Annotated in this window: 22 protein-coding genes; 12 read left to right on the forward strand and 10 right to left on the reverse strand. The window is 59.1% G+C overall.

What is annotated here, in order from left to right:
- Positions 1-64 precede the first annotated feature (64 nt).
- Positions 65-2,035, forward strand: coding sequence for a putative bifunctional diguanylate cyclase/phosphodiesterase (locus ACZ9W6_RS09595; protein ID WP_465190894.1), 1,971 nt, complete (start codon positions 65-67; stop codon positions 2,033-2,035).
- Here the strand turns inward: ACZ9W6_RS09595 and ACZ9W6_RS09600 are convergent.
- Positions 2,001-2,870, reverse strand: a complete 870-nt coding sequence (locus tag ACZ9W6_RS09600; protein WP_465190895.1) for a YiiX/YebB-like N1pC/P60 family cysteine hydrolase — start codon at positions 2,868-2,870, stop codon at positions 2,001-2,003. The two genes, ACZ9W6_RS09595 and ACZ9W6_RS09600, sit on opposite strands and share 35 nt — an antisense overlap.
- 45 nt (positions 2,871-2,915) lie before the next feature.
- Positions 2,916-3,827: a LysR family transcriptional regulator gene (locus ACZ9W6_RS09605; RefSeq protein ID WP_465190896.1), complete on the reverse strand. Its 912-nt coding sequence runs from the start codon at positions 3,825-3,827 to the stop codon at positions 2,916-2,918.
- A gap of 89 nt (positions 3,828-3,916) precedes the next feature.
- Between ACZ9W6_RS09605 and lysA the strand changes: the two genes are divergently transcribed.
- Positions 3,917-5,155, forward strand: coding sequence for a diaminopimelate decarboxylase (lysA, locus tag ACZ9W6_RS09610; protein ID WP_465190897.1), 1,239 nt, complete (start codon positions 3,917-3,919; stop codon positions 5,153-5,155).
- Positions 5,156-5,229: 74 nt separating this feature from the next.
- Here lysA and ACZ9W6_RS09615 read toward each other — a convergent pair whose 3' ends face one another.
- The gene (locus tag ACZ9W6_RS09615) at positions 5,230-6,342 is read right to left on the reverse strand and encodes an HD domain-containing phosphohydrolase (RefSeq protein WP_465190898.1); all 1,113 of its coding nucleotides are present in this window, start codon (positions 6,340-6,342) and stop codon (positions 5,230-5,232) included.
- A 324-nt stretch (positions 6,343-6,666) separates the two neighbouring features.
- On the opposite strand from ACZ9W6_RS09615, the gene ACZ9W6_RS09620 reads away from it, so the two are divergent.
- Together ACZ9W6_RS09620 and ACZ9W6_RS09625 are read left to right on the forward strand one after the other, a co-directional pair.
- Entirely contained in the window at positions 6,667-6,870 is a 204-nt protein-coding gene (locus tag ACZ9W6_RS09620) for a cold-shock protein (protein WP_465190899.1), read from the forward strand.
- Between the two features lie 69 nt (positions 6,871-6,939).
- Positions 6,940-7,500 (forward strand): DUF1415 domain-containing protein, encoded by a 561-nt coding sequence (locus ACZ9W6_RS09625; RefSeq protein ID WP_465190900.1) that lies wholly within the window; start codon positions 6,940-6,942, stop codon positions 7,498-7,500.
- 43 nt (positions 7,501-7,543) lie between these two features.
- On the opposite strand, the gene ACZ9W6_RS09630 is transcribed toward ACZ9W6_RS09625, so the two are convergent.
- The 5 genes from ACZ9W6_RS09630 to ACZ9W6_RS09650 all read right to left on the reverse strand — a co-directional run bounded on the left by ACZ9W6_RS09630 (position 7,544) and on the right by ACZ9W6_RS09650 (position 13,313).
- The gene (locus tag ACZ9W6_RS09630; protein ID WP_465190901.1) at positions 7,544-9,529 is read right to left on the reverse strand and encodes a methyl-accepting chemotaxis protein; all 1,986 of its coding nucleotides are present in this window, start codon (positions 9,527-9,529) and stop codon (positions 7,544-7,546) included.
- Positions 9,530-9,694: 165 nt separating this feature from the next.
- A complete protein-coding gene (locus ACZ9W6_RS09635) occupies positions 9,695-10,312 on the reverse strand; it encodes an alpha/beta hydrolase (protein WP_465190902.1) in 618 nt (205 codons plus the stop codon).
- Positions 10,312-10,620 (reverse strand): (2Fe-2S) ferredoxin domain-containing protein, encoded by a 309-nt coding sequence (locus tag ACZ9W6_RS09640; protein ID WP_465190903.1) that lies wholly within the window; start codon positions 10,618-10,620, stop codon positions 10,312-10,314. The genes ACZ9W6_RS09635 and ACZ9W6_RS09640 overlap by 1 nt, the downstream gene beginning before the upstream one ends.
- A gap of 57 nt (positions 10,621-10,677) precedes the next feature.
- Positions 10,678-12,081, reverse strand: a complete 1,404-nt coding sequence (gene dnaB, locus ACZ9W6_RS09645) for a replicative DNA helicase (RefSeq protein ID WP_465190904.1) — start codon at positions 12,079-12,081, stop codon at positions 10,678-10,680.
- 59 nt (positions 12,082-12,140) lie between these two features.
- The gene (locus ACZ9W6_RS09650; RefSeq protein ID WP_465190905.1) at positions 12,141-13,313 is read right to left on the reverse strand and encodes a BaiN/RdsA family NAD(P)/FAD-dependent oxidoreductase; all 1,173 of its coding nucleotides are present in this window, start codon (positions 13,311-13,313) and stop codon (positions 12,141-12,143) included.
- Between the two features lie 114 nt (positions 13,314-13,427).
- Here ACZ9W6_RS09650 and ACZ9W6_RS09655 point away from each other — a divergent pair, with 114 nt between their 5' ends.
- The gene (locus tag ACZ9W6_RS09655) at positions 13,428-14,018 is read left to right on the forward strand and encodes a superoxide dismutase (RefSeq protein WP_465190906.1); all 591 of its coding nucleotides are present in this window, start codon (positions 13,428-13,430) and stop codon (positions 14,016-14,018) included.
- 64 nt (positions 14,019-14,082) lie between these two features.
- Here ACZ9W6_RS09655 and clpB read toward each other — a convergent pair whose 3' ends face one another.
- Positions 14,083-16,659, reverse strand: coding sequence for an ATP-dependent chaperone ClpB (gene clpB / locus ACZ9W6_RS09660; RefSeq protein WP_465190908.1), 2,577 nt, complete (start codon positions 16,657-16,659; stop codon positions 14,083-14,085).
- Positions 16,660-16,747: 88 nt separating this feature from the next.
- Positions 16,748-18,781 carry a methyl-accepting chemotaxis protein gene (locus ACZ9W6_RS09665; protein ID WP_465190909.1) on the reverse strand — a complete coding sequence of 678 codons (2,034 nt, stop codon included), beginning with the start codon at positions 18,779-18,781 and terminating at the stop codon, positions 16,748-16,750.
- Positions 18,782-19,028: 247 nt separating this feature from the next.
- On the opposite strand from ACZ9W6_RS09665, the gene rsxA reads away from it, so the two are divergent.
- The 7 genes from rsxA to nth are packed head-to-tail and all read left to right on the forward strand — an operon-like array spanning position 19,029 to position 25,451.
- Complete coding sequence (gene rsxA / locus ACZ9W6_RS09670) at positions 19,029-19,610, forward strand: electron transport complex subunit RsxA (RefSeq protein ID WP_465190910.1); 582 nt, start codon at positions 19,029-19,031, stop codon at positions 19,608-19,610.
- Positions 19,607-20,206, forward strand: coding sequence for an electron transport complex subunit RsxB (gene rsxB / locus ACZ9W6_RS09675; protein ID WP_465190911.1), 600 nt, complete (start codon positions 19,607-19,609; stop codon positions 20,204-20,206). The genes rsxA and rsxB overlap by 4 nt, the downstream gene beginning before the upstream one ends.
- A complete protein-coding gene (rsxC, locus tag ACZ9W6_RS09680) occupies positions 20,203-22,497 on the forward strand; it encodes an electron transport complex subunit RsxC (RefSeq protein ID WP_465190912.1) in 2,295 nt (764 codons plus the stop codon). The genes rsxB and rsxC overlap by 4 nt, the downstream gene beginning before the upstream one ends.
- A complete protein-coding gene (locus ACZ9W6_RS09685) occupies positions 22,494-23,492 on the forward strand; it encodes an RnfABCDGE type electron transport complex subunit D (protein ID WP_465190913.1) in 999 nt (332 codons plus the stop codon). Before rsxC ends, ACZ9W6_RS09685 begins: the two co-directional genes overlap by 4 nt.
- A complete protein-coding gene (locus ACZ9W6_RS09690) occupies positions 23,489-24,115 on the forward strand; it encodes an RnfABCDGE type electron transport complex subunit G (protein WP_465190914.1) in 627 nt (208 codons plus the stop codon). The genes ACZ9W6_RS09685 and ACZ9W6_RS09690 overlap by 4 nt, the downstream gene beginning before the upstream one ends.
- Positions 24,112-24,819, forward strand: a complete 708-nt coding sequence (locus ACZ9W6_RS09695) for an electron transport complex subunit E (protein WP_465190915.1) — start codon at positions 24,112-24,114, stop codon at positions 24,817-24,819. The genes ACZ9W6_RS09690 and ACZ9W6_RS09695 overlap by 4 nt, the downstream gene beginning before the upstream one ends.
- Positions 24,816-25,451: an endonuclease III gene (gene nth / locus ACZ9W6_RS09700; protein ID WP_465190916.1), complete on the forward strand. Its 636-nt coding sequence runs from the start codon at positions 24,816-24,818 to the stop codon at positions 25,449-25,451. The genes ACZ9W6_RS09695 and nth overlap by 4 nt, the downstream gene beginning before the upstream one ends.
- Positions 25,452-25,479 lie beyond the last annotated feature (28 nt).

Consider the following 25,479-nt stretch of genomic DNA (forward strand, 5'->3'; position numbering starts at 1 on the left):
CAAAGGCTGGCTATAATTGTGCTCAGCACACCGACATACCCATAGCGAATTACCGCCTGCAGGCATGAGCAAACAAAACATCCTGAAGTTCACCGAGTATCTGTCGCCTCTGGCTGGCAATCAGTCACAGGAGCTATTCGGCCTCGATGAACGCAAAGACAATATCCTGACCATCGCCCCCTTGGGCTTTGTGGTGGGGCTATTGTTTTCGGTCTTTAATATCGTGCTGACCGACTATCAGGTATTGGGTTATATCGAGCTGTTTTCAACCTTGTTCCTGCTGTTGCCAGCGATCCTGCTGGTCAATGCCAATCAGAAGTACATTCCACTTGCCGAGAACATGCTCATTGCGTGCGGCTTGCTGATCTTTACTGCGCTGGTGGCCTTCGGCGGTGTCGGTGGCTCAGGCCTTTACTGGGCGTTTACCTTCCCTTTCCTGTCATTCTTTCTCAAGGGACAGCGGGGTGGCTGGCACTGGTCACTGTGCTTTTTGCTACTGGTTGCCTTCGTGCTGATCGCCCTGCAGGATCACCCGCTGACCTATCACTACGACAGCCAGCAGATACCCCACTTTCTGTCTTCGCTGTTATTCATCATTATCATCGCCTCATGTTTCAATCTCTTGCGCAGTCGCTTCCAGGAAAAACTGCAAAAGGCGGTGATCAAGCACACGGCTCAAGCCGAGAAATACCTGCACGATTTGCAATACCAGGCTCAACACGACCTTGTCACCGGCCTGCCCAACAAGATTCGCCTCGATGATCTGCTCGAAAATGAAGTGCAGCGTGCAAAGATGCAGCACAACCAGATCGTCTGCCTGTACGTGCGACTACATCGCCTGCCTGAAATAGCCAATATCATTGGCAGCCTTGGCATGGATGAGGTCATGCGCCAGCTAAGCAAGCGACTGAGTGCCATGCTGGGCAACTACGGTTTTATTGGCAGACCGGCAAGAGAGGAAATATTGTTGTGCTACCGGATCGGCAGCCATCGCATTGATAGCCGCCGGGTGCTGGATGCCATTCGTCGCGCCGACTTTAGCTTCAATATCAATGGCTTTCCCATTCACATCGAGTTCACCTGCGGCGTCGCCTACTACCCGGAACACGCGCAGGACGCCAACAATCTGCTGCACAAGGCCGAGCAGTCCATGTTGTATGCGCTTCATTGCAAGAGCGCGGCACAGATCTATGACCTGCAACAAGAACGCTATTTCGTGCAATACCACTATCGCTTTGGCCGCCTGCGCTCGGCGATAGAGGAAAACGAACTGACGCTGCATTTTCAGCCGCTTATCAACTTGCATACGGGTCAACTGCAGTGCCTTGAGGCACTCGCCCGCTGGTTTGACCCGATCGAAGGCTTTATTCCGCCAGTTGACTTCATCCCGATTGCCGAAAGCTCGGGTCTGATCAACCACCTGACCCGCCGAACATTGCGCGATGCCATGGCCGCCTGCCAAGCTTGGCAGGATTACATGCCAGGCACCGGTGTCTCCATCAATCTGTCCTCACGCACTCTGCTAGATCCAAGCCTGCCGGCTACACTGATGGACTGCCTGCTGGAAAGCGGCGTAGCTGCCGAACTGGTTACACTGGAACTGACCGAGAGCACGCTGCTAGAGCAGCCGGAAAAAGTGACCAGCATCATGCAGGAAATCATCCGTATGGGCATGCACTTGTCGATTGACGACTATGGCACCGGCTTTTCCTCGCTGGCCTATCTGAAAAAACTGCCTGCCTGCGAACTCAAGATCGACCAGAGTTTTGTGCGCGAGTTGACCTTGGAAGACGGCAATCTGGCGATTGTCAGCTCCACCATCAATCTTGCACACAATCTTGGCTTGCGCGTCGTTGCCGAAGGCATAGAGAACGAGGAAACCATGCAGCAACTCTGGCTGCTTGGTTGCGATCTGGGTCAGGGTTACTTCTTCAGCAAGCCATTGCCGCTAGAAAGTCTGCGCGGCTGGAGCCAGCGCTATCGCTTCACCCCACCCGACATTATTGACCCTTGCCGCTTGCCGCCATCGTCCTGATCGCTCTCAGCGAGCGACTCTGCCAGATGCAATCCAGACCCGCCTCGGCAAAGTCGTCCGGCGTTACCGTGAGTCGCAGCATGAAGCGGCCGAACAAGCCATGCCAGCGCGGCGTCATTTGCCACAAGCCGGCAGCCTGCCGGTAACAGTAGTACACCAGCTGGGCACAACTGAAGCTCTGGAACTGATTGACATCGGCGCAATTGAAGTCGTACTCGGCGCCGAGCTTGGCCAGCGAAGTCTCGACTGCCTGCCTGATCAGATCATCACGACTGGCTACGCCCTCTGCAGCAGACTCCGGTAACCGCATCACGGCCAGATAGTCGCAACGGCAGAAGGTCAGGATATCCTCCAGCTGAACCCCTTCTGCCATGGCATGCACCACCATGCGGTTATCCGGCCACTCGCCCTGCCCTCCCTTGCTCAACACCGGATCAAAAAATTGCTTGCGCGCAGACTCGCGAATCTGCGGCAAATCCGCCGCGGGCGCCTTGCGATCACTATCCCAGTCATAACCGTTGATCTGGCTTGAGGCTCTGGCACGGTCGCTTTCGGCCAGATAGCCGACATACAGGGCAACATGGGTGAATCTGCCGGCACGTGGCTTGCGCTGGCTACCTTGCGGCCAACTATGCCGGATAAACCAGCTATCCAGATAGCCGTCATAAGCACGCAACAGGATGTCACCAGCTTGCAGTATGTTGATCAACTCCCGGACATCAGGCCCCTTCACCTTGTAGCTCGAGGGGTCGAAGACAATGACTGGCGGTCTTGAAAAATACTTGAGTCGCCCAAGTATGGTCATCAGCTGCTTCTGGACTGGTCGCCACCACATTGCACTTGCTCCGATGTCAAAATCCCATCGTGCTGACAAATTATGTCATGCGCAAGCCCTGCGACTTATATCGTCAATATACAGTCCGGCCTCCCGGATGAAATCAGGGACAATATTTACTGCTGGACGAAACTCGGGCAATACCACGGCAAGCTGGTAGGGAATGGCCACCACCAGCGGACGAATATGCAATCTTTCATCCGCCATGGCCCAGGCCGTCAAGGGATTGACGATCGCTGCCCCGAGACCTTCCTTCACCATTTCACAAACCGACACTGCACTATGCGTTTCCCATTGCGTCTTCCGCTTGATGCCCGCCTCGGCACACAGACGGTCTATCACCAGCCGATAAGGGTCATCGGGCGATAGACTGACAAAGCTCTGACCGGCAAAGTCCTGTAATGAAATCGCCTTCTTTTCCAGCAAGACATGCCCGGCTGGCAGAACACATACTTCCTGCAAGGTCGGCAACAAGGTCAGTCGGGTACCCGGCGGTGCTTCGGCGTGCTCGGTCAGCCCCAGATCAAAACGCTGAAAGCTTAGCCATTCATCCAGCAAGGGCGGCTCTTGCGGCGTGATGGAAACACGCAGTGATGGAAAATCCGCCACCAAGCGACGACACACAGCCGGCAGCAGCGCATGGGCAATGGCAGGCAAGCAGACAATGCTGAGCTCACCGGCTGCTTCCTGGCGCAGATTGCCCGCCATATCGGCAATCCGGCCCAAGCTGATGAATGAACGCTGCACTTCATCAAACAACAATCGGGCACGTGCGGTGGCGATCAGACGGCCGCGCTGACGCTCGAACAAGTCATAGCCCAGTAATTGCTCGAGCCTGGCCAGCTCGCGACTCAACGTTGGCTGCGAGCTGAACAGCAAACGTGCCGCCTCGCTCACGCTGCCGCTGATCATGATGGTCCGGAATATCTCCAGCTGCCTATGAGTAATCTCAGCCATATCAAAATCAAATGGTTTGCCAAATAATTGATATTTTACTGAATAAGTCAGTCATTGCATGATGTGGTGACAACTTCAGGAAAGAGATCATGCAAAAACCCGTTCCGGATAATCTGAAAGCCCTTACCCAACACTATGGCACGCCGCTATGGACTTACGATGCAGCCGTGATTCGCAGCCAGATCGCCCGTCTGCGCGCTTTTGACACCATCCGTTTTGCCCAGAAAGCCTGCTCCAACACGCACATTCTGCGATTGATGCGCGAAGAAGGCGTCAAGGTTGATGCAGTTTCTCGTGGCGAAATCCTGCGTGCTCTGGCCGCCGGCTTTGATGCGCAAGGTTCGGATTCGGGCATTGTCTTCACGGCTGACCTGATCGACCGTGAAACCTTGGCGCTGGTGGTAGAACATGGCGTTCCGGTCAATGCTGGCTCTATCGACATGTTGCATCAGTTGGGTGCGGCCAACCCTGGCCATCGCGTCTGGCTGCGCATCAACCCGGGCTTTGGCCATGGCCACAGCAACAAGACCAATACCGGCGGCGAGCACAGCAAGCATGGCATCTGGCACGAACAGCTTGATGAAGCGCTGGATGCCATCAAGCAGCATGGCCTGCAGCTGGTTGGCCTGCACATGCATATCGGCTCTGGCGTGGATTACGACCATCTGCAGTCGGTTTGCGGCGCCATGACCCGTCTTGTCAGCCAGGTGAAAAACAAGAACTGTGACATGCTGGCTATCTCGGCCGGCGGCGGCCTGTCTATTCCTTATCGTGCTGGCGATGCCACCGTGGATACCGAACATTACTTTGGCTTGTGGAATGAAGCCCGAAAGCAGGCAGAAGCCATCATCGGCCACAGCCTGCATCTCGAAATCGAGCCAGGCCGCTTCCTGGTGGCCGAATCCGGCCATCTGCTGGCTGAGGTGCGCGCCACCAAGGACGTTGGCCGCAATCACTTTGTGCTGGTCGATGCCGGCTTCAATGAGCTGATGCGCCCGAGCATGTACGGCAGCTATCACCAGATCAGCCTGCTGCCTGCCGACCATGCCGCACGACCTCACAAACCGACCGTAGTCGCTGGTCCACTGTGCGAATCCGGCGACGTATTCACCCAGACCGACGGTGGCGTGGTTACCCCGCGCGAACTGCCGCAAGCCGAGGTGGGTGATCTGCTGGTCTTCCACGATACGGGTGCGTATGGAGCTTCAATGTCGAGCAACTACAATAGTCGCCCACTGATCGCTGAAGTATTGATTGATGGTGACGATCACAGACTGATCCGCAGAAAGCAGACCGTCGAAGAACTGCTGCAGCTGGAAGACTGCTAAACAGCCTTGATTCAGACAAGCACTGCCAACAAAAGCGGCCCGTAATTGTGGGCCGCTTTTGTTTTGTGGTGAGCTTAGCGGATATGTGGCAAGCCTGAGCCATCGGCAATGCGCCGGTGCACCACACTGTTGAAACAGCGAATCCAGCCCGCATCAAATTGCGATTCACATGCATTGACCTCGGCCACGGCCCGCAACAACGATCGAGACTGCATTCTTTGTCCGTGCCGCAAGATTACCGCCTCAAAGGTATCTACAATCGCAATCAGTTTGGCTCCGCTACAGATCATTTCCGACTTCAGCCCTGCCGGATAGCCACGGCCATCCAGCCGCTCATGATGCTGCCTGACCATCGTGGCCGCTTCCGTCCAACCCTGCATTCTTACCAGGATATCTGCCGCCCAGCCCGGATGGTGCACCAGCTGGGAGCGCTGCTCTTCGCTCAGTCGGCTGGCGCGAAACCACACATCCTCCGGCAAAAACATCATACCGACATCGTGCATATAGATCGCCGCCTCCAGCTGCAGCGGATCAACCGGCAAACCAGCCAGTTCGTTACATTCGCGCGCCAGCAGCAGATTGCGTTCGGTGCGACCCTGCAGCAAATGCGAACGCTGCTCGAGCTGCATTGCCAGTTCGTGAAACAGGCGCAGGTCCTGTCGCAAGGCATCGGCAACCACAGGCAATACCGGCGGATCGTCATCGTGCATATTGGCCGGGCGGTAGCCCGTAACGACTTCAATCAGCTGGGCAATTGCCTCATCCAGCTCATCAGGATTCACCCGTGCCACCCGCTTCAACTCATCACATAGCCGATTGAAGTCATCAAGTGGCACTTCGCTTTGCTGATCCAGTGACTGAATCAGCAGCTCAAGATGGTCAACCGCCAAGAAAACAGCTTGCTCGATCGCATAACTGAATGCCAGCTCTTTTGCCCTTACCCTTGCCAGCAAGTCTTCGACTCCATGCATCAGCTGCGCCAGAAACCCCATACGGCATAAACCGGCATCACCCTTGATGGTGTGCATCAGTCGCATCAGGTCGGCAAGCAGCACCTCATCCTGCGGGCTATGACGCAAAGCCCCCAGCAATTGCGAAATTCTCGGCACATAATCATCCAGTGCGTTCTGAAAATCGACAAACAGCTCTTCATCTTCAATTCTGAAACGCTCCAGCACTGCCTCCATAACAAGCCTCCGCTACAACTCTTTGTTGTTAGATGATTTATAGCCAATATAAGACTAGCAACGCCCAGGATTGCACACGCTGTATTTATTGATAAATCACAAGGATCACCGCTATTTATTGAACTGTTGCTTAAGAATTTTGTAGCAAGCATAAAAAAACACTTGCCGAGAACCGTCTCTGCAGGCAGACTGCGAGCTGCAGTTTTTCAAGATGTGATCTGTCAGTTGTTGTAGTGGCATTGCCCGTACCACAGTTCGTCATTTCCCTTGATTGACATGCGCTTTTCTCAAATTACCAACGCTATTCCATAAAGGGAACAGAACATGGCAACCGGTACCGTTAAGTGGTTCAACGACTCCAAGGGCTTTGGCTTCATCACTCCAGACAACGGCGGTGACGATGTATTCGCTCACTTCTCCCAGATCAACGCTAAAGGCTTCCGCACCCTGGCTGAAAACCAGCGCGTAAGCTTCGACATCGTTGAAGGCCCTAAGGGCAAGCAAGCTTCCAACATTCAGCCGGAATAATTTTCCGCTGCTTGTTTAAAGCGCAAAACCCGGACTTGTCCGGGTTTTTTTGTTTTTCAAGGGTCAAAAATGCAAAGTCCAGATCAAGAAATCATTATCCAGGATACGAAAAACTGGCTGGAGAAAGCCGTGATCGGCCTTAATCTCTGCCCTTTTGCCAAATCGGTCTATGTAAAAAATCAGGTTCGCATCGTGGTCAGCGAAGCCAAAGACCCGGCCACCCTGCTTGAACACCTGATGATGGAGCTCAAGCTGCTGCAGGAAACTCCGCCGGAAGAAACCGATACCACCCTGCTGGTACACCCACTGGCCCTGACACGTTTTCTGGACTTCAATGACTTTCTGGAAATTGCTGACGCAGCTCTCGAGCAACTCGGACTGGAAGGCGAAATCCAGGTAGCCAGTTTCCATCCTCGCTTCCAGTTTGCCGACACCACCATCAACGACCCAAGCAATCTGACCAACCGCTCGCCCTATCCGACACTGCACCTGATTCGGGAATCAAGTATCGCCAGGGCAGTCGAAGCGTTCCCTGACCCGGAAGCCATTTTCGAGCGCAATATCGAAGTGGTAGAAGAGCTTGGCCACGAAGGCTGGGCCGCACTGGATGTTGGCCCTCACTGCAAATAAAAAAAGCCACCTGATAGAGGTGGCTTTTTTTTGACTGGGGTCATTAGTGACTGGTGTGCTTGAAGCGATCCACCTGAGCCACCAGACTACTCGCAGTATCGTTCAGTCGACTTGCCAGATCGGCAGCCTCTTCAACAATCGTGGCATTTTCCTCGGCCAGCGAGGCAATCTTGCTGATATTGACGGCCACTTCATTGCTGGCAGCTGTCTGCTCGCGCATCGCCGCGGCAGTCTCCTCGCTCTTGGCTGCAGTCTGATCAGCCTCGCTGTGAATCGCATCCAGCTCGGACAAAGTATCGCGAACCAAAGCCAAACCCTCATCCATCTGGCCGCGCGCCATTTGCATCTGATTCGCAGCCGTAGCGGTTTCATTGGTGATGACTTCAATCAGGTGAGTAATCTCGACTGTCTCCTTGCCGGTACGCTCGGCAAGCTTCCTGACCTCATCCGCCACCACCGCAAAACCGCGCCCCATCTCACCTGCTCGCGCTGCCTCGATAGCCGCATTCAAAGCCAGCAAATTGGTCTGGTCAGCAATATCACGGATTGCAGTGATGATCTGGCGGATACTTTGCGACTTATCAGCCAAACCCAGAATCAAGGCGCCAGCCTCATCAACCGTCTTGGCGGTAGACTTCATTGCCTCGGTAGTTTGCTGCATGCGATTACGTCCGGTCGTGACACCACGCTGCATCATCTGAGCAACCTCGAGGTTCTCCTGAGTATTGTCACTCACAGATGCAATGCCGACCGTCATCTGCTCGACCGCCGCCGCAATCCCCGTAGAGGACTCGCTCTGGGTCTCGGCAGCCACTGCTGCGCGCGCAGACACACCCTGCAGTGCCGTCGCCGAGCCCATCAGACCATGCGCACTTTGCTTGACCACCTTCAGCGTGCCCGCAAAAGTATCAACCAGATGATCAAACGCGTTGGCCATCGCTGCGATTTCATCATCGCCTTGCTGCTTGGCTCTTGGTGCCAGATCCAGATCACGACTCATCGCGGTCATCAAGCCGGAAAGGCCAACAATCGGATTGCGAATGCTGCGATACACCGCCATCCCACCCACCAGCAACAACAGGATCAAGGCTGCTGAAATGCCGATAGTGCCGTAGAGATAGGCCTTGGCCTCGGCAATATGCGAATCTACCTTTCCGCTCAAGGCCTCCAGCAGCGACTCCTGTGCCGATTTGAGCTGGCCAATTTGTGCAGAGGTTGCAGCGAACCACTGCTCAGGCGTCACAGCAACCGGCTGACCCAACGGTGCCTGATAAACATTGACACGCATTGCGGCCAAGGCCTTGGCCGCATCGGATTGCAGGAATGGCAACAAACTGTCGCGCCATGCCTCATCCGCCAGCACCGTCAGCTGACCCTCGCAGGCTTGCTGCCTTGCTGCCAGGCCACTACCTTGCAGCAAGCTCGCCTGAACAAATCCAGCACCCGACAGTACGCCGTTAACAAACCCTCGCTCGCGCCCGGCGTATTCCTTGATGCATGCGGTATTCGAAATTGCCGTGCTATAGCGAATCACTTCCGCATCATTGGTCGAGCCACCCAGACCGGCCAACAATGACATCTGCTTCTCGATCTGCCCGGTATAAGCAGCAAATACTTCCGGTGCCGGCGCTTGCTTGCCATCGACGACACTGCGTTTGGCAAGCAACTCTTTGGCAGCAGTCAGGGCAGCGCCGGCCATCTGCTGCACCTCGCTCTCATCCAGCGTTTGCAAGGTCGTCTCAAATGCAGCTACCGCAGCATCTGCCTTGCCACGCGCCTGCTGCAAAGGGGCCGGTACACTTGTTGCCGCACCACTCATGAAGCCGTTAGTCAAGCCACGCTCCGCCTGCAGTGTATCGATCAGCGCAGTCGCATCCTTGGCCACCATCACCAGGGATTTGGCATGCTGCATGTCTTGCAGGTACTCGTATCTTTGCATGGACAAATAACTGGCAAGCGACATGGACAGCAATCCGAACGGTACGACTAGCAAGACAAGCTTGCTGCCAATCTTCAGACGGTTAAGCATGGGTATCTCCGGTGGGTATTCAGGCTTACTTATGCAGTTTATATACTTTATTTATAGTTTTCATAAAGCAATTGGCCACAAAGCAAAGTGGCAAAAGAAATTACCATCGAATAGATAGTCCATTCATGACAAATCACAAAAAAGCCGGGATATCTCCCGGCTTTTTTACCAACAACGCTTGATCCACTGCCCCAGCTGTATCAGGCGGCCATGAAAGAAGTGACCGGCCTCCGGCATCACCAGCACCGGCAAGTGCTGCTCGCGCGCCCAGACCATCACATTCTCCAGCGGCACCACCTCGTCCGCCTCACCATGAATCACCAGTGTATCCGCCGGCACATGCGGCGTCGGAATGTCGTACTTGCCGACAGCCGGCCCCATCAGCAACAACTTGTCAGCCTCGATGCGCTCACGCACCCGCGCGGCGACAAAGCCTCCAAAGGAGAAACCCGCCAACGCCAGCGGCAGTTCGCCCTCATCACCTTGCTCACGCCGCGCATGCTCGATGACCGCCAGTACATCATCCACCTCGCCATTACCGAAGTCATGTTGGCCGCCGCTTTCACCCACACCGCGCAGATTCGGCAGATAGCAGGCATAACCCAGCTGCGACAGCACCTTGGCCGCCGTCTGGATGACCTTGTTGGTATTGGTACCACCCTGAGTCGGATTCGGATGACAAATCACGGCGATGCCATGCAAGGCTGTCGCCGGCGGGATGAAAATGGTTTCAAGCACGCCAACCGGGCCGGCAATCATCACCTTCTGCGCTGGTTTCAACATCAGATTTTCAGCCTTTCCACGATACGGCCATTCACCATATGCTCTTCGACGATTTCGTCGATGTCTTCCTTGTCGATAAAGGTGTACCAGGTCTCCTGCGGATAAACCACCAGCACCGGGCCTTCATCGCAACGACCCAGACAACCAGCCTTGTTGACACGAATCTGGCCGGCACCATTGAGGCCACGCGCCTTGATCTGGTCTTTCATATAAGCCAAGAGATCACTGGCACCGTGGTTGTTGCAGCACATCTCGCCTTCGGCGCGCTGGTTACAGCAGACAAATACATGCTTGTCGAAATAGCTCATCGGGATTCCCTGTCTAGACTTGCTGCCAACCTTGCAAGGTTGGCCGCAACAAATTGCTTAACCTTCGGCGTCAGCCCAGCCGGACACGCCATGCACGGCAGCATTATCAAACTTGGCGTAATGACCCAGGAAGGCCAGCCGTACGCGACCTACCGGCCCGTTACGGTGCTTGCCGATAATCGCCTCGGCCAGGCCCTTGTCCGGCGAATCCGGATTGTAGTACTCGTCGCGGTACATGAAGATGATGATGTCGGCGTCCTGCTCGATCGCACCGGATTCACGCAGGTCAGACATCATCGGCCGCTTGTCGGTACGCTGCTCCACCGCACGCGACAGCTGCGACAGCGCTATCACCGGCACCTGCAACTCTTTGGCCAGACCTTTCAGGCCACGCGAAATCTCGCCCAGTTCGGCAGTACGGTTGTCGTTGCGGCCGGAACCCGACATCAGCTGCAGGTAGTCGATCACGATCAGGCCAAGCTTGCCGCCATGCTGACGCGCCAGACGCCGCGCCCGCGCACGCAATTCCAGTGCCGTCAGCGCCGGGGTTTCATCGATATACATCGGCGCCTCGGACAGCTTGCCGATGGCGTTGGTCAGCTTGGACCAGTCCTCGTCGCCCAGCTTGCCGGTACGCAGCACGTGCTGATCGAGACGGCCAACCGAACCCAGCATACGCATCACCAGCTGGGTACCGCCCATCTCCATCGAGAACACCGCCACCGGCAGCTTTTCTTCTACAGCTACGTGCTCGGCGATGTTCATCGAGAACGCGGTCTTACCCATCGACGGACGGCCAGCTACGATGATCAGGTCACCAGGTTGCAGGCCAGAAGTCTTGGCATCCAGATCGACAAAGCCGGTCGGCACGCCCGTCACCTCGTCCGGATTCTCGCGGCTGTACAGCATGTCGATACGCTCGACCACTTCTTTCAGCAAGGCCGGCATTTCGAGGAAGCCCTGCTTGGACTTGGCGGTGGATTCGGCAATCTGGAATACCTTGCCCTCGGCTTCGTCCAAAAGCTGCGCCGCATCGCGGCCCTGCGGGTTGTAGGCCGACTCGGCAATCTCGGTGCCGACTTGCGCCAGCGAGCGCATAACCGAGCGCTCGCGCACGATTTCGGCATAGCGGCGGATGTTGGCCGCAGACGGCGTGTTTTGCGCCAGCGAGGCGAGATAGGCAATGCCGCCGACACTGGCGAGCTCGGCGCTCTTGTCCAGACTCTCGGCAATGGTTACCACGTCGGCCGGACGGGCAATGTCCACCATGCGCGCAATGTGCTTGAAAATCTGGCGATGATCGTGACGGTAAAAATCCGCCTCGGTCAGCAGGTCGGCGATTTTTTCCCAGGCGCTATTGTCCAGCAGCAGGCCGCCAATCACCGACTGCTCGGCCTCGATGGAATGGGGCGGCGTGCGGATGGCGTTGACCGTCGCATCCTGGAAGTCGTATTCGTTCATGGTATCCACTCAAGGCAAAAGCCTGGCCGCGGCCAAGCTTCGGGAATCAGTCTGGCATTCTAGCAGTTTTTGCCGGCGACAAAGCCGGACGACCAGGCCCACTGGAAGTTGTAGCCACCCAGCCAGCCGGTGATATCCACCACTTCGCCAATGAAAAACAGGCCCGGCACTTCATTGGCCATCATGGTCTTGGACGACAAGGCCTTGGTCGACACCCCGCCGCGGGTGACCTCGGCCTTTTTATAGCCCTGGGTGCCATTGGGCAGCACCCGCCAGTTGTGCAACACTTCGGCCAGCTGGCGGCGCTTTTTCTGTGACAGATCCTTGCCGCGGACATTGGCCTCCTGTGCGGCCAACCAGGCTTCGGCAAAACGCTTGGGCCAACCGAGTTCGCCCATGGCATTGGCCAGCAGCTGCTCGCTGCCGGCACGCTCTTCCAGCCAGGCTTCGGCATCGATATCCGGCACGAGGTCGATGATGATCTCCTGCCCCGGCTGCCAGTAACTGGAAATCTGCAAGATCGCCGGGCCGGACAGGCCCTTGTGGGTGAACAGCACGTTTTCGCGAAAACGCACCTTACCGATACGCACCTCGGTATCCAGCGACACGCCAGCCAGCGGCGCGAAGCGCTCGGCATCCTCGACATGGAAGGTCAAGGGCACCAGCGCCGGATCGAGCCTGGTCACCGCAAGGCCAAACTGCTCGGCAATCTGGTAGCCAAAGCCGGTGGCACCGATCTGCGGAATCGACAGCCCGCCGGTGGCAATCACCAGCGACTCACAACTGATATCGCCCAGCGTACACGTCACGCTAAAGCCTGCATCGTTGCGGCCAACCTTGTCGACCTTCACACCCATACGACGCTCGACACCGGCGTCGCGGCATTCGGCATCCAGCATGTCGATCAGCTGCTGGCTACTGTCATCGCAAAACAGCTGGCCGAGCTTTTTCTCGTGCCAGGCAATGCCGTGGCGCTCGATCATGTCGAGAAAATCACGCGCACTGAACTGTGCCAGCGCCGAGCGGCAGAAATTCGGATTCTCCGACACATAGTTGTCATGCCGGGCATTGATATTGGTGAAATTGCTGCGGCCGCCGCCGGAAATACGGATTTTCTCCGCCAGTTTTTCGGCGTGATCCAGCAACAATACACGGCGGCCACGCTGGCCGGCCGTGGCCGCACACATCATGCCGGCCGCGCCGGCACCTATTACGATTACATCAAAATGCACACGCAAAACCTTTAGTCTAGCGATTTAGTCAACAATTGGCGGAATACCGCAATTACAGTAAACTTCGAGAGTCTAACAGCCCATGCTGTTTCACTTCTAACTCTGGAGAGCACGATGGAACACAAACTGCCTGAACTGCCATATGCACTGGACGCCCTGGCTCCGATCATTTCCAAGGAAACCCTGGAATTCCACTACGGCAAGCATCACCAGACCTACATCACCAACCTGAACAATCTGATCAAGGGCACCGAGTTCGAAAACGCGTCCCTCGAAGAGATCGTGAAGAAATCCACCGGCGGCATCTTCAACAATGCAGCCCAGGTTTGGAACCACACCTTCTACTGGTTCGGTTTCGCCCCTAACGCTGCCGGCGAAGAGCGTCTGCCTTCCGGCGCGCTGGCTGATGCCATCAACGCCAAGTGGGGCTCCTTCGACGAGTTCAAGAAAGCTTTCGCCGCCTGTGCCGTCGGCACTTTCGGTTCCGGCTGGGCCTGGCTGGTGAAGAATGCTGATGGCAGCCTGGAACTGGTGTCCACCAGCAACGCCGCCACTCCGCTGACCACCGACAAGAAGCCGCTGCTGACCTGTGACGTGTGGGAACACGCTTACTACATCGACTTCCGCAACAGCCGTCCGAACTACCTGGAAGGCTTCTGGAAGCTGGTGAACTGGGACTTCGTTGCCCAGAACTTCGCTGCCTGATCCATATCCGCGCAGTAAAAAAAAGCCACTCCATCGCGGAGTGGCTTTTTTGTTTGCGGCGATTTTACACGAATCGCAGGCTGCCGGCCGCCTCCTCGACCATGATCGTCGATTTGGGCGGATATTTGCCGGCCAGAATCGCCTTGGCCAGCGGGTTTTCCAGCTCGCTCTGGATGGCGCGTTTCAGCGGTCGTGCACCATACACCGGATCGAAACCGGCTTCGGCAATCAGCGACAAGGCTTCGTCGCTGACCTGCAGGCTGATATCCAGCTTGGCCAGCCGCTCTTCCAGCCGTTTCAGCTGGATGCGTGCGATGGACTTGATGTTGGCCGCACCCAATGCGTGGAACACCACCAGCTCGTCGATACGGTTCACAAACTCGGGGCGGAAGTGCGCCTTCACCTCGGCCATCACCGCCAGCTTGATCACCTGGTAATCGCTGTCGGCCATCGCCTGAATGTGCTGGCTGCCCATATTCGAGGTCATCACGATCACCGTGTTCTTGAAATCCACGGTGCGGCCCTGGCCATCGGTCAGGCGGCCATCATCCAGTACCTGCAACAGCACATTGAACACGTCCGGATGGGCTTTCTCGACTTCATCCAGCAAGATCACGCTGTACGGCTTGCGGCGTACCTGCTCGGTCAGCATGCCGCCTTCTTCGTAGCCGACATAACCGGGCGGCGCACCGATCAGCCGCGCCACCGAATGCTTCTCCATGTATTCCGACATGTCGATGCGGATCAGATGATCTTCACTGTCAAACAGGAAGCCGGCCAGCGCCTTGCACAGCTCGGTCTTGCCCACGCCAGTCGGGCCAAGGAACAGGAAGGAGCCATACGGCCGGTTCGGATCAGCGAGGCCAGAGCGCGAGCGGCGAATCGCATCTGCCACCACGGTAACGGCCTCATCCTGACCAACCACGCGCTGATGCAGCACGTCTTCCATCTTCAGCAGCTTTTCGCGTTCGCCAGTCAACATGCGTGATACCGGGATGCCGGTCATGCGCGACACCACTTCGGCGATTTCTTCCGAGCCGACCTGGGTGCGCAGCAGGCGATTCGGCTTGCTGTCACCACTATCGGCCGCTTCGGCGTCTTTCAGGCGATTTTCCAGCTGCGGCAGCTTGCCGTACTGCAATTCGGCCAGCTTCTGCCAGTCGCCCTTGCGCTTGAGCTCTTCCATCTCGATTTTCAGATGCTCGATTTCTTCCTTGATCGCCTGACTGCCCTGCTGGCTGGCCTTTTCGGCTTTCCAGATTTCTTCGAGATCAGCGTACTCACGCGACAAGGCGGTGATTTCCTCCTCGATCAACTGCAAGCGCTTGCGTGATGCCTCGTCACTCTCGCGCTTCACCGCCTCGCGCTCGATCTTCAGCTGGATCAGGCGACGGTCAAGCTTGTCCATTTCTTCCGGCTTGGAATCCAGCTCCATCTTGATCTTGGAGGCGGCCTCGTCGATCAGGTCGATCGCCTTGTCCGGCAGGAAGCGGTCGGTGATATAGCGATGCGACAGCTCGGCCGCGGCGACAATCGCCGGGTCGGTGATGTCCACACCGTGATGGATTTCGTATTTTTCCTGCAGGCCGCGCAGGATGGCGATGGTATCTTCCACCGTCGGCTCGTCCACCAGCACCTTCTGGAAACGGCGCTCCAGCGCGGCATCTTTTTCAATGTACTTGCGGTATTCATCCAGCGTGGTCGCGCCCAGGCAGTGCAGCTCGCCGCGCGCCAGCGCCGGCTTCAGCATATTGCCGGCGTCCATTGCGCCATCCGCCTTACCGGCACCGACCATGGTATGGATTTCGTCGATGAACAGGATGATATTGCCTTCGTCCTTGGCCACATCGTTCAGCACGGCTTTCAGACGCTCTTCGAATTCGCCGCGGAACTTGGCACCGGCAATCAGCCCGGCCATATCCAGCACCAAGAGCTTTTTGTGTTTGAGGCTTTCCGGCACCTCGCCATTGACGATGCGCTGCGCCAGCCCTTCGACAATCGCGGTCTTGCCCACGCCCGGCTCACCGATCAGCACCGGATTATTCTTGGTACGGCGCTGCAGCACCTGAATCGCGCGGCGAATCTCGTCGTCGCGGCCAATCACCGGATCGAGCTTGCCAGCGCGTGCACGCTCGGTCAGATCCAGCGTGTATTTTTTCAGCGCTTCGCGTTGCTGCTCGGCATCGGCGTTATCAACACTCGCCCCACCACGCACCGCCTCGATGGCGGCATCAATCGCCTGCTGGGTACCGCCATGTTGTTTCAACAGACGCGCAGTCTCGCCTTTGTCTGCGGCCAAGGTTTGCAAGAACAGCTCGCTGGCGATGAACTGGTCACCACGTTTCATCGCGGCCTTGTCGGTCAGATTCAGCAGATTGCCCAGATCGCGCGACACGGTAATCTCGCCGCCATTGCCGCTGACCTTGGGCAGGCGGCCAATCGCCTCGCGCAAGCTGCCCTTCAGCGCACTGACATTGACGCCGGCACGCGCCAGCAGGCTGCCGATGCCGCTATCGGCATCGTCCAGCATCGCCAGCAGCACATGCTGACTCTCGATGAAGCCGTTATCGGCAGACAGGGCCAGACTCTGGGCATCGCCCAGGGCCTGCTGGAATTTGGTGGTGAGTTTGTCAAAGCGCATGATTGGCTCCTTCAGCTATCGTCTAGCCCGTACTTGAGGAGAACCAAGCGCAATTTCAAGAGGTCAACAGCATTTCTTCTGCGTGCCGTCAGGTACGGAACAGATTCACCTCGTCACGCAGGGCATTGGCCAGCCCCTGCATGTCCTTGGCGGTATCGGACGAACGTCGAGCCGCCTCGCTGCCGATATCGGCCTTGCCGGCCACCGCCGCCACATGGCCGGAGATTTCCTGCACGCTTTGCTGCTGGATGGCGAGCTGTTCATTGATGCGGCCAACCACGGCCATGGTTTCGGCCGAGGCCGTCAGAATCGCCTCGATCGCCTGACGGGCTTCGGCCGTAATCGCCGCACCGTTGGCCGCCAGCCGCACCGATTCGCGCATCGAGCCAACCGCACCATCTGTCGCCTGCTGCATGGCCTTGATCATGCTGCCGATTTCCTGTGTCGACTGGCTGGTACGCTCGGCCAGTTTGCGCACTTCATCCGCCACTACGGCAAAGCCGCGACCGAATTCGCCGGCACGCGCCGCCTCGATCGCCGCATTCAGCGCCAGCAGATTGGTCTGATCGGCAATATCGCGAATCACCGCAATGATGGTGCTGATCTGCCGCGCGCTGCCTTCCAGACTGTGCAGACTGCTCTCGGCATCGTTCAGCGTATTGGCAATCAGATTGACCTCATCCACTGCTGCCACCAGGCTGCGGCTGCCTTGCTTGGCTGCTTCGCTGGAATTGCGCGCGGTATCGCTGGCTTCGGCCGCGACGCCGGCAATACTCTGCACGCCGGCATTCAGCTGGCTTGCGTGGCTATCCATCGCCATCGCGCTTTCCTGCTGTTCGGTTGCGGCCAACACCGCCGACTCGGCCTTGGCCGACAGGTCAATCGCGGCGCTTTCCAGCTCCTGCGCATGATCCCGCGTGCTGTTGAGCACCTGGCGGAAACGTTCGAGCAGGCTGTTCATCGCATCGGCAATCTCGCCAATCTCGTCGCGGCGCGTCACATCCAGCCGGCGAGTCAGGTCACAGCTGTCGCGCACCTCGCCCACTGCCTGCACAAGCTTGCGCACCGGACGCGCCACCAAGCGGCCGGTCAGCCACCACAGGCTTAGCGACAGCAAGGCCACCAACAACACGCAGCCGGCTACCAGGCCCTGCAGCAAGACCTTGTTGCCCTGTTGCAGTTCACTGGTCAGCTCGTCACTGACAATCAGCCAGCCCCATGCATCCAGCCTTTGCCAGGTCAGCATATGCTCGACCGGCAGGCCATTCTCGTCGGTTTTGCGCACCGTCAGGGTGCCGGATGGCTGTTCCAGCATGGCTTTCAGATACGCCGCGCCATCCGCATCCACATCCTTGTCTATGCTGCGGCCTGACAGTTTGGGATGCAGCACGAAGCGGCCGTAATCATTGCTGCTCTTGTCGACCCCGATAATGAACAGATGGCCGGACGCCTCAAGCTTGACCTTGGACAGGCGCGCCAGCAGGCCACCCACCCCTTCGGAGGCGCTCAGCGCTACCGAAGTCGCGCCGATCACCTTGCCGTTATCGTCCTTGATCGGCGTATAGCTGACGACATAATCCTTGTCGAAAGTCACCACCTTGCCCTGGAAAGGCAGACCGTTAGTCAGCTTGTCGTAAGCCGGATTGCTGCGCTCCAGCTTGCTGCCGACCGCGCGCTTGCCATCAGCGGTCAGCAGAGAAGTCGACACCCGCACGAAATCATCACCATCACGCACCAGCACACTGGCCGGATTACCGCTGCGAATGGCGAACTGCCCTGCCAGATCATGATTATTGTTCAGCAGCTGGCTGCCATTCATCAGCACCGGCAGCATCGCGCCGCCGGTATCGACTTTCTGCTGCGCATCCAGCTTGAACGCCCCGTCAAAGCTGGCCGCAAACATGCGGTCAAACTGCTGGGCGGCGATGCGCAGCGCGTCGTCAAAGCCGACAGCCATATTCACCGACTGGCCGATCAGCTGCTGCTGCGCCGCCTGGGTGCGCTCCAGCAGGATTTTCTTGGAAAACAGATAGGCGGGCACCATCAGGATGCCGACCATGACAACCATCAGCACTACCTGCACCAAAACCAGTCGGCCACCGATGCTTACAGACTTCTTCATACCGCGCTCCAGATCGACAGATTACTTGCTGTTTTCTTTAAATGTCAGCCTAGGCTATCGCAAGCCATTTGATAGCATAAGCCCTTAACATCTATTTATGCCTAATGTATGCAATCTACTGTCGCAGAATTGTTCCTCGCATGGCCTAGCAAGATCTGATCCAGTAGTGACTACCTACACGACAGCATGGTTGAAGCCCGCAGGACTAAGGCGGATAATCGCCGGCTTGCCAATACAGTGATTCCCGATGGATTTGCACTACTATTTCCTGATCCTGGTCAGCACCGTGCTTGTCAACAATGTGGTGCTGGTCAAGATGCTGGGCCTCTGCCCCTTCATGGGCGTCTCGAAAAAGCTGGAAGCCGCCATCGGCATGGGTGCCGCGACTGCTTTCGTGTTGACGCTGGGTGCCGGCAGCAGCCACCTGGCCAATCTGCTGCTGGAAAGCCTGGGGCTGGAGTTTCTGCGCACCATTACCTTTATCGCCATCATCGCCGGCATCGTGCAACTGACCGAAATGGTGATCCACAAGACCAGCCCGGTGTTGTACCAGTCACTCGGCATCTACCTGCCGCTGATTACCACCAACTGCGCCGTGCTCGGCGTGCCGCTGCTGAACCTGCAGCAACATCACAGCTTTGCCGAATCGCTGATTTACGGCCTGGGTTCGGCGCTGGGCTTCTCGCTGGTGCTGATCCTGTTTGGCGCGCTGCGCGAACGCCTCGAAGGCGCGGATGTGCCGGCACCATTTCGCGGCGTGCCGATTGCGCTGATTACCGCCGGTCTGATGAGCATGGCCTTCATGGGCTTTGCCGGGTGGGTGAAATGAGCGAGCTGCTACTGGCCGTTGCCGTGATGCTGGGCCTTGCGCTACTGCTGGGTGCACTGCTCGGCTTTGCCTCGGTGTATTTCAAGGTAGAAGGTGACCCGCTGGCCGACAAGATCGACGCCATCCTGCCACAGACCCAGTGCGGCCAATGCCAGCATCCGGGCTGTCGCCCCTATGCCGAGGCGCTAGCCAAGGGCGAGGACGACATCAACAAATGCCCGCCAGGTGGCGAAGACGGCATACGCAAGCTGGCCGAGCTGCTCGGCGTCGAATTCAAGCCCTTTGCCGATGACGCACCACAACCGAAAAGCCGCGCCGTGGCGCTGATCGACGAGCAAAACTGCATCGGCTGTACGCTGTGCATCCAGGCCTGTCCGGTGGATGCCATTCTGGGCGCGGCCAAGCAGATGCACACCGTGATTGCCGCCGAATGCACCGGCTGCGAGCTATGCCTGCCGCCCTGTCCGGTCGATTGCATCAGCATGGAACCGCTCGACGGCCAGCTCGACAACTGGAAATGGCAATACCCGCTGATCCCGATTCAGCCCCTTGTCGGCGCTGCGGCCAACCCTGCCGCCGACGGTAAGCAAGCATGAGAACCCTGCATGATTTTCCGGGCGGCATTCACCCGCCCGAACACAAGCTGCAAAGCAGCGAAAGCCCGATCCGCCAGGCGGCACTGCCGGCGCTGCTGCAACTGGCAGTGCGCCAGAGCATGGGCAATGCCGCCATTCCCTGTGTGACCGTCGGCCAGCGCGTGCGCAAGGGCGAGATCATCGCCCGCGCCGACGGCCGCATCTCGGCCAATCTGCACGCGCCGACTTCCGGCCTCATCACCGCCATCGCCCCAGCACCGTTTGCCCACCCGTCCGGCCTGCCGGAGCTCACCATCAGCCTGCAAAGCGATGGCCGCGAGGAATGGGGCGACAAGCCGGCACTGACCGACTGGCAGATGCGCGAAGGCAGCGAGATTGCCGAACACCTCGCGCAAATGGGCGTGGTCGGCCTTGGCGGTGCAGTGTTCCCGACCCAGCTCAAGCTGCGCGGCCAGATCGACACCCTGGTGATCAACGGTGCCGAATGCGAGCCCTACATCAGCTGTGACGACAGGCTGATGCGCGAACGCGCCGACACCCTGTGTGACGGCATTGCCATTGCGCGCCACGCCGTGCAGGCGCGCGAAGTACTGATCGGCATCGAAGACAACAAGCCGCAGGCGATTGCCGCCATGCGCGCCGCCGCTGCACGCCACGGTTTCGAAGTCGTGCCGGTGCCAACCAAATACCCGAGCGGCGGTGCCAAGCAGCTGATCTACCTGCTGACCGGCAAGGCGATTCCGCACGGCACCCGCTCGACCTCGCTGGGCGTGCAGTCGCTCAATGTCGGCACCTGTTACGCGATTGCACGCGCCGTGCTTTATGGCGAGCCGCTGATCAGCCGCATCGTCACTGTCAGTGGTGCGGTGAAAGATGCGGCCAACTTCGAGGCGCTGATCGGCACGCCGGCCAGCGAATTGCTGGCACAGGCCAGTGTCGAGCCGGATTGCGACAGCGTGGTGCTCGGCGGCCCGATGATGGGTTTCACCCTGCCCTCGCGCGAGCTGGGCCTCACCAAGGCCGGCAACTGCCTGCTGGCCAAGTCGCCGGCACTTTTCCCGCCTCGCCCCACCGCCAGCGCCTGTATCCGCTGCGGCGACTGCGCCAGCGCCTGTCCGGTCAGCCTGCAGCCGATGGACTTGTACTGGCATGCCAAGGCGCGCCAGTTCGACAAGGCGCGCGATCTTTACCTGATGGACTGCATCGAATGCGGTGCCTGCAGCTATGTCTGCCCGAGCCAGATTCCGCTGGTCGATTACTACCGTTTTGCCAAGAGCGAAATCTGGGCCGCCGACCGCGACAGCAAGGCCGCCGAACTCGCGCGTCAGCGCCACGAGTTCCGCCAGTTCCGCATCGAGCGCGACAAGTCAGAAAAAGCCCAGCGCATGGCCGACCGCGCCGCCGCCCAGGCCGAAAAACTCGCCGCCCAGGCCGCAGCCAAAGCCAGCGACACGCCGCCTACAGACAGCAAGCCTGCCAGCGGCATGGATGACAGCAAGCGCGCAGCGATTGCCGCCGCCATGGCCCGCGCTGCCGCCCGTCAACCGGATGCGACTGCGACGGCCACTGGCGAAGCTGCCGCACCGCCAGCCGGCATGACTGATGAAAAACGCGCCGCGATCGAAGCCGCGATGGCACGCGCCGCCGCACGCAAAGCGGCCAAGGCAGCAGAAAGCAGCGAAGCTCCTGCCGCAGTCGAAGCCAGCACAAACTTGGCCGCAAGCCCGGAGCCAGCCGGCATGACTGAGGAAAAGCGCGCCGCGATCGAAGCCGCAATGGCTCGCGCCGCCGCACGCAAGGCGGCCAAGGCAGCCGAAATCAGCGACGCACCTGTCGCAACCGAAGCCAGCGCAACCTTGGCCGCAAGCCCCGAGCCTGCCGGCATGGCTGAGGAAAAACGCGCCGCGATCGAAGCCGCGATGGCACGCGCCGCAGCACGCAAAGCCGCCAAGGCAGCAGAAAGCAGCGAAGCCCCTGCCGCAGCCGAAGCCAGCTCAACCTTGGCCGCAAGCCCCGAGCCTGCCGGCATGACTGAGGAAAAACGCGCCGCGATCGAAGCCGCGATGGCTCGCGCCGCCGCACGCAAAGCCGCCAAGGCAGCCGAAAGCAGCGAAGCTCCTGTCGCAACCGAAGCCAGCGCAACCTTGGCCGCAAGCCCCGAGCCAGCCGGCATGACCGACGAAAAACGCGCCGCGATCGAAGCCGCAATGGCACGCGCCGCGGCACGCAAAGCCGCCAAGGCAGCAGAAAACCCTGAAGCGGCCGCGATGAGGCCGCAGGACAAGCCATGAAACTGATACACGCCAACCATCTGTTCCGCGCCTTGTCGGTGTCGAACGTGATGCTCAAGGTGCTGCTGGCCATGCTGCCGGCCATCGCCGTCAGCGTCTGGCAGCAAGGCAGCGGCCTGCTGTTGCAACTGCTGCTGGCCACCGTCACCGCGCTGGCGGCCGAAGCCGCCGTGCTGAAGCTGCGTGCGCGGCCGATACGCCCGGCGCTGGCTGATCTGTCGGCGGTGCTGACTGGCTGGCTGATCGCGCTGGCGCTGCCGCCGCTTGGTGCGTGGTGGCTGGTGGTGGTTGCCACCGCCTTTGCCATCATCGTCGGCAAACAGCTATACGGCGGCCTCGGCAACAACCCGTTCAATCCGGCGATGCTGGGTTTTGCGCTGGTGATCCTGTCCTTCCCCGCGCAGATGGCGCAGTGGGGCAACCCGCAGCTGATGCTAGAGCCACTCGCGCAGTGGCAGTGGATTTTATGGCGCGAGTTGCCTGCCGGCCTGATGCCCGATGCCATCAGCAGCGCCACGCCGCTGGATCTGGCACGCATGGCCAGTGCCGGTGGTCAGGCCTTCAGCGACGCCGGCTGGCTGATGCAAGCCTGGCCGCAAGCACTGGCCTGGCTGGCCGGTGGCCTCTACCTCTTGCAGCAGCGCGTGATCAGCTGGCATGCGCCGGCCGGCCTGATTGCCGGCGTGCTGGCCTGCGCCAGCCTGCTGTATCTGCTGGCACCCGAGTTGCGCATGACCCCGCTGCAGCATCTGCTGTTCGGTGCCACCGCGATGGCGGCATTCTTTATCGTTACCGACCCGGTCAGCGGCGCGGCATCGCCGCGTGGCCGGCTGATTTTCGGCGTCGCAGCCGGCGTGCTGACGGTGCTGATCCGCAGCTTCGGCAACTTCCCCGACGGTATCGCATTTGCCGTATTGCTGATGAATCTGTGCGTGCCCTTGCTTGATCAATACACGCGGCCAACGGTGTTTGGCCATCGCGGAGGCCGTCGATGAAACAGGCATGGCATGAGAGCAAGTTGGCCGCAACACGGCTGGCGCTATTTGCGCTGGGCCTGACCGTGCTGCTGGCCGGCACCTGGCTGCTGACCCGCGACGAAATCGCCGCCAGCCAGGCGCAGCAACGCGCGGCCGTGCTCGGCCAGGTGATTCCGCCGGCCACGCTGGACAAGCCGCTGGCCGACACCGCCCGTAACATTCCGCCGGCTATCCGCAGTGCACTGGGCAGCCCGCAGCCGGTGCAGACCTTCAGCGCCTGGCAAGGCGGCCAGCTCAAGGCGGTGGTGATCGAGACTGTCGCGCCGGACGGCTACGCCGGCCAGATCCGCCTGCTGATCGGCATCCTGCCCGACGGCAGCCTGCACGCGGTGCGCGTGGCACAGCATCAGGAAACCCCCGGCCTTGGCGACTATATCGAGGCGGCGCGCAGCAACTGGATCAATCAGTTTGCCGGCAAGACGCCAGCCAACGCACCGCTGAAGGTGCGCAAGGATGGCGGCGATATCGACTATGTCAGCGGTGCCACCATCACCGCGCGGGCCGTCAGCCACGCCGTCAGCCGCGCGCTGAGCACCTTCCGTGACCACCCCGAATTTTTCCTGGCAAAGGAGCCGGCATGAGCGAAACCCGCCGCAGCCCCTGGCGTGAAATCAGCCACAACGGCCTGTGGAAGCAAAACCCCGGCCTTGTGCAATTGCTGGGCCTGTGCCCGGTGCTGGCCGTCAGCAATAGCGCGGTGAATGCGCTGGCGCTGGGCCTTGCCACCACCCTTGTTACCACGCTGTCGGGCGCAGCCATTTCGGCTGGCCGACAGTGGATTCCGCATCACATCCGCAACCCGATCTTCATCATGATCATCGCCACGCTGGTGACCTGCGTCGATCTGGCGATGAATGCGTGGTGGCACGAGCTGTATCAGGTGCTCGGCATTTTCATCCCGCTGATTACCACCAACTGCATCGTGATGGGCCGCGCCGAGGCCTATGCCTCGCGCAATCCGACGCGCGACGCGACGCTGGACGGCTTTTTCATGGGGCTGGGCCTGACCTGGGTCCTGCTGCTGCTGGGGGCGCTGCGCGAGCTGCTGGGCAAGGGCACGCTGTTTGACGGCATTCACCTCTTGCTGGGCGACTGGGCGCGCGTGCTGACGCTGCACCTCATCCCCGATTACCAGTTTCTGATGGCGGTGCTGCCACCCGGTGCCTTTATCGGCCTGGGCTGCCTGATTGCCGGCAAGAACTGGCTGGATGCCCGCGCCGCCGACAAGGCGCGCGTGGTTGCGGCCAACCCTGCGCCGCCATTGCCGCAAGGAGAACAGGCATGAACAAGGACAAGCGCGCCGAAATCTACCGCCGCCTGCAGGCACAAAATCCGCACCCGACCACCGAGCTGGAATACGACACGCCGTTCCAGCTGCTGATTGCCGTGCTGCTGTCGGCGCAGGCAACCGACGTCGGCGTCAACAAGGCTACGCGCCGGCTGTTTCCGGCCGCGCCCACGCCGGACAAGATGTTGGCGCTGGGCGTCGAGGGGCTGGAAGACTACATCAAGACCATCGGCCTGTATCGCACCAAGGCCAAGAACACCATCGCCACCTGTCGAATCCTGCTGGAGCAGCACGGCGGCGAAGTGCCGCAAGAACGCGCCGCGCTCGAGGCACTGCCCGGGGTTGGCCGCAAGACTGCCAATGTGGTGCTGAATACCGCCTTTGGCCAGCCGACCATTGCCGTCGACACCCATATCTTCCGCGTAGCCAACCGCACGCGGCTGGCAGCCGGCAAGGACGTGCGCGAGGTCGAAGACCGGCTGGACCGTTTCACCCCGGCCGAATTCAAACAGGACGCGCACCACTGGCTGATCCTGCATGGCCGCTATGTCTGCAAGGCGCGCAAGCCCGATTGCGATCACTGCGTCATTGCAGACCTCTGCGAATATCCGGCAAAACCGTTAAGATAAGCGAACAAGATTTGCCATGACGTCTTAA

The organism is Vogesella lacus (genome assembly GCF_979366295.1).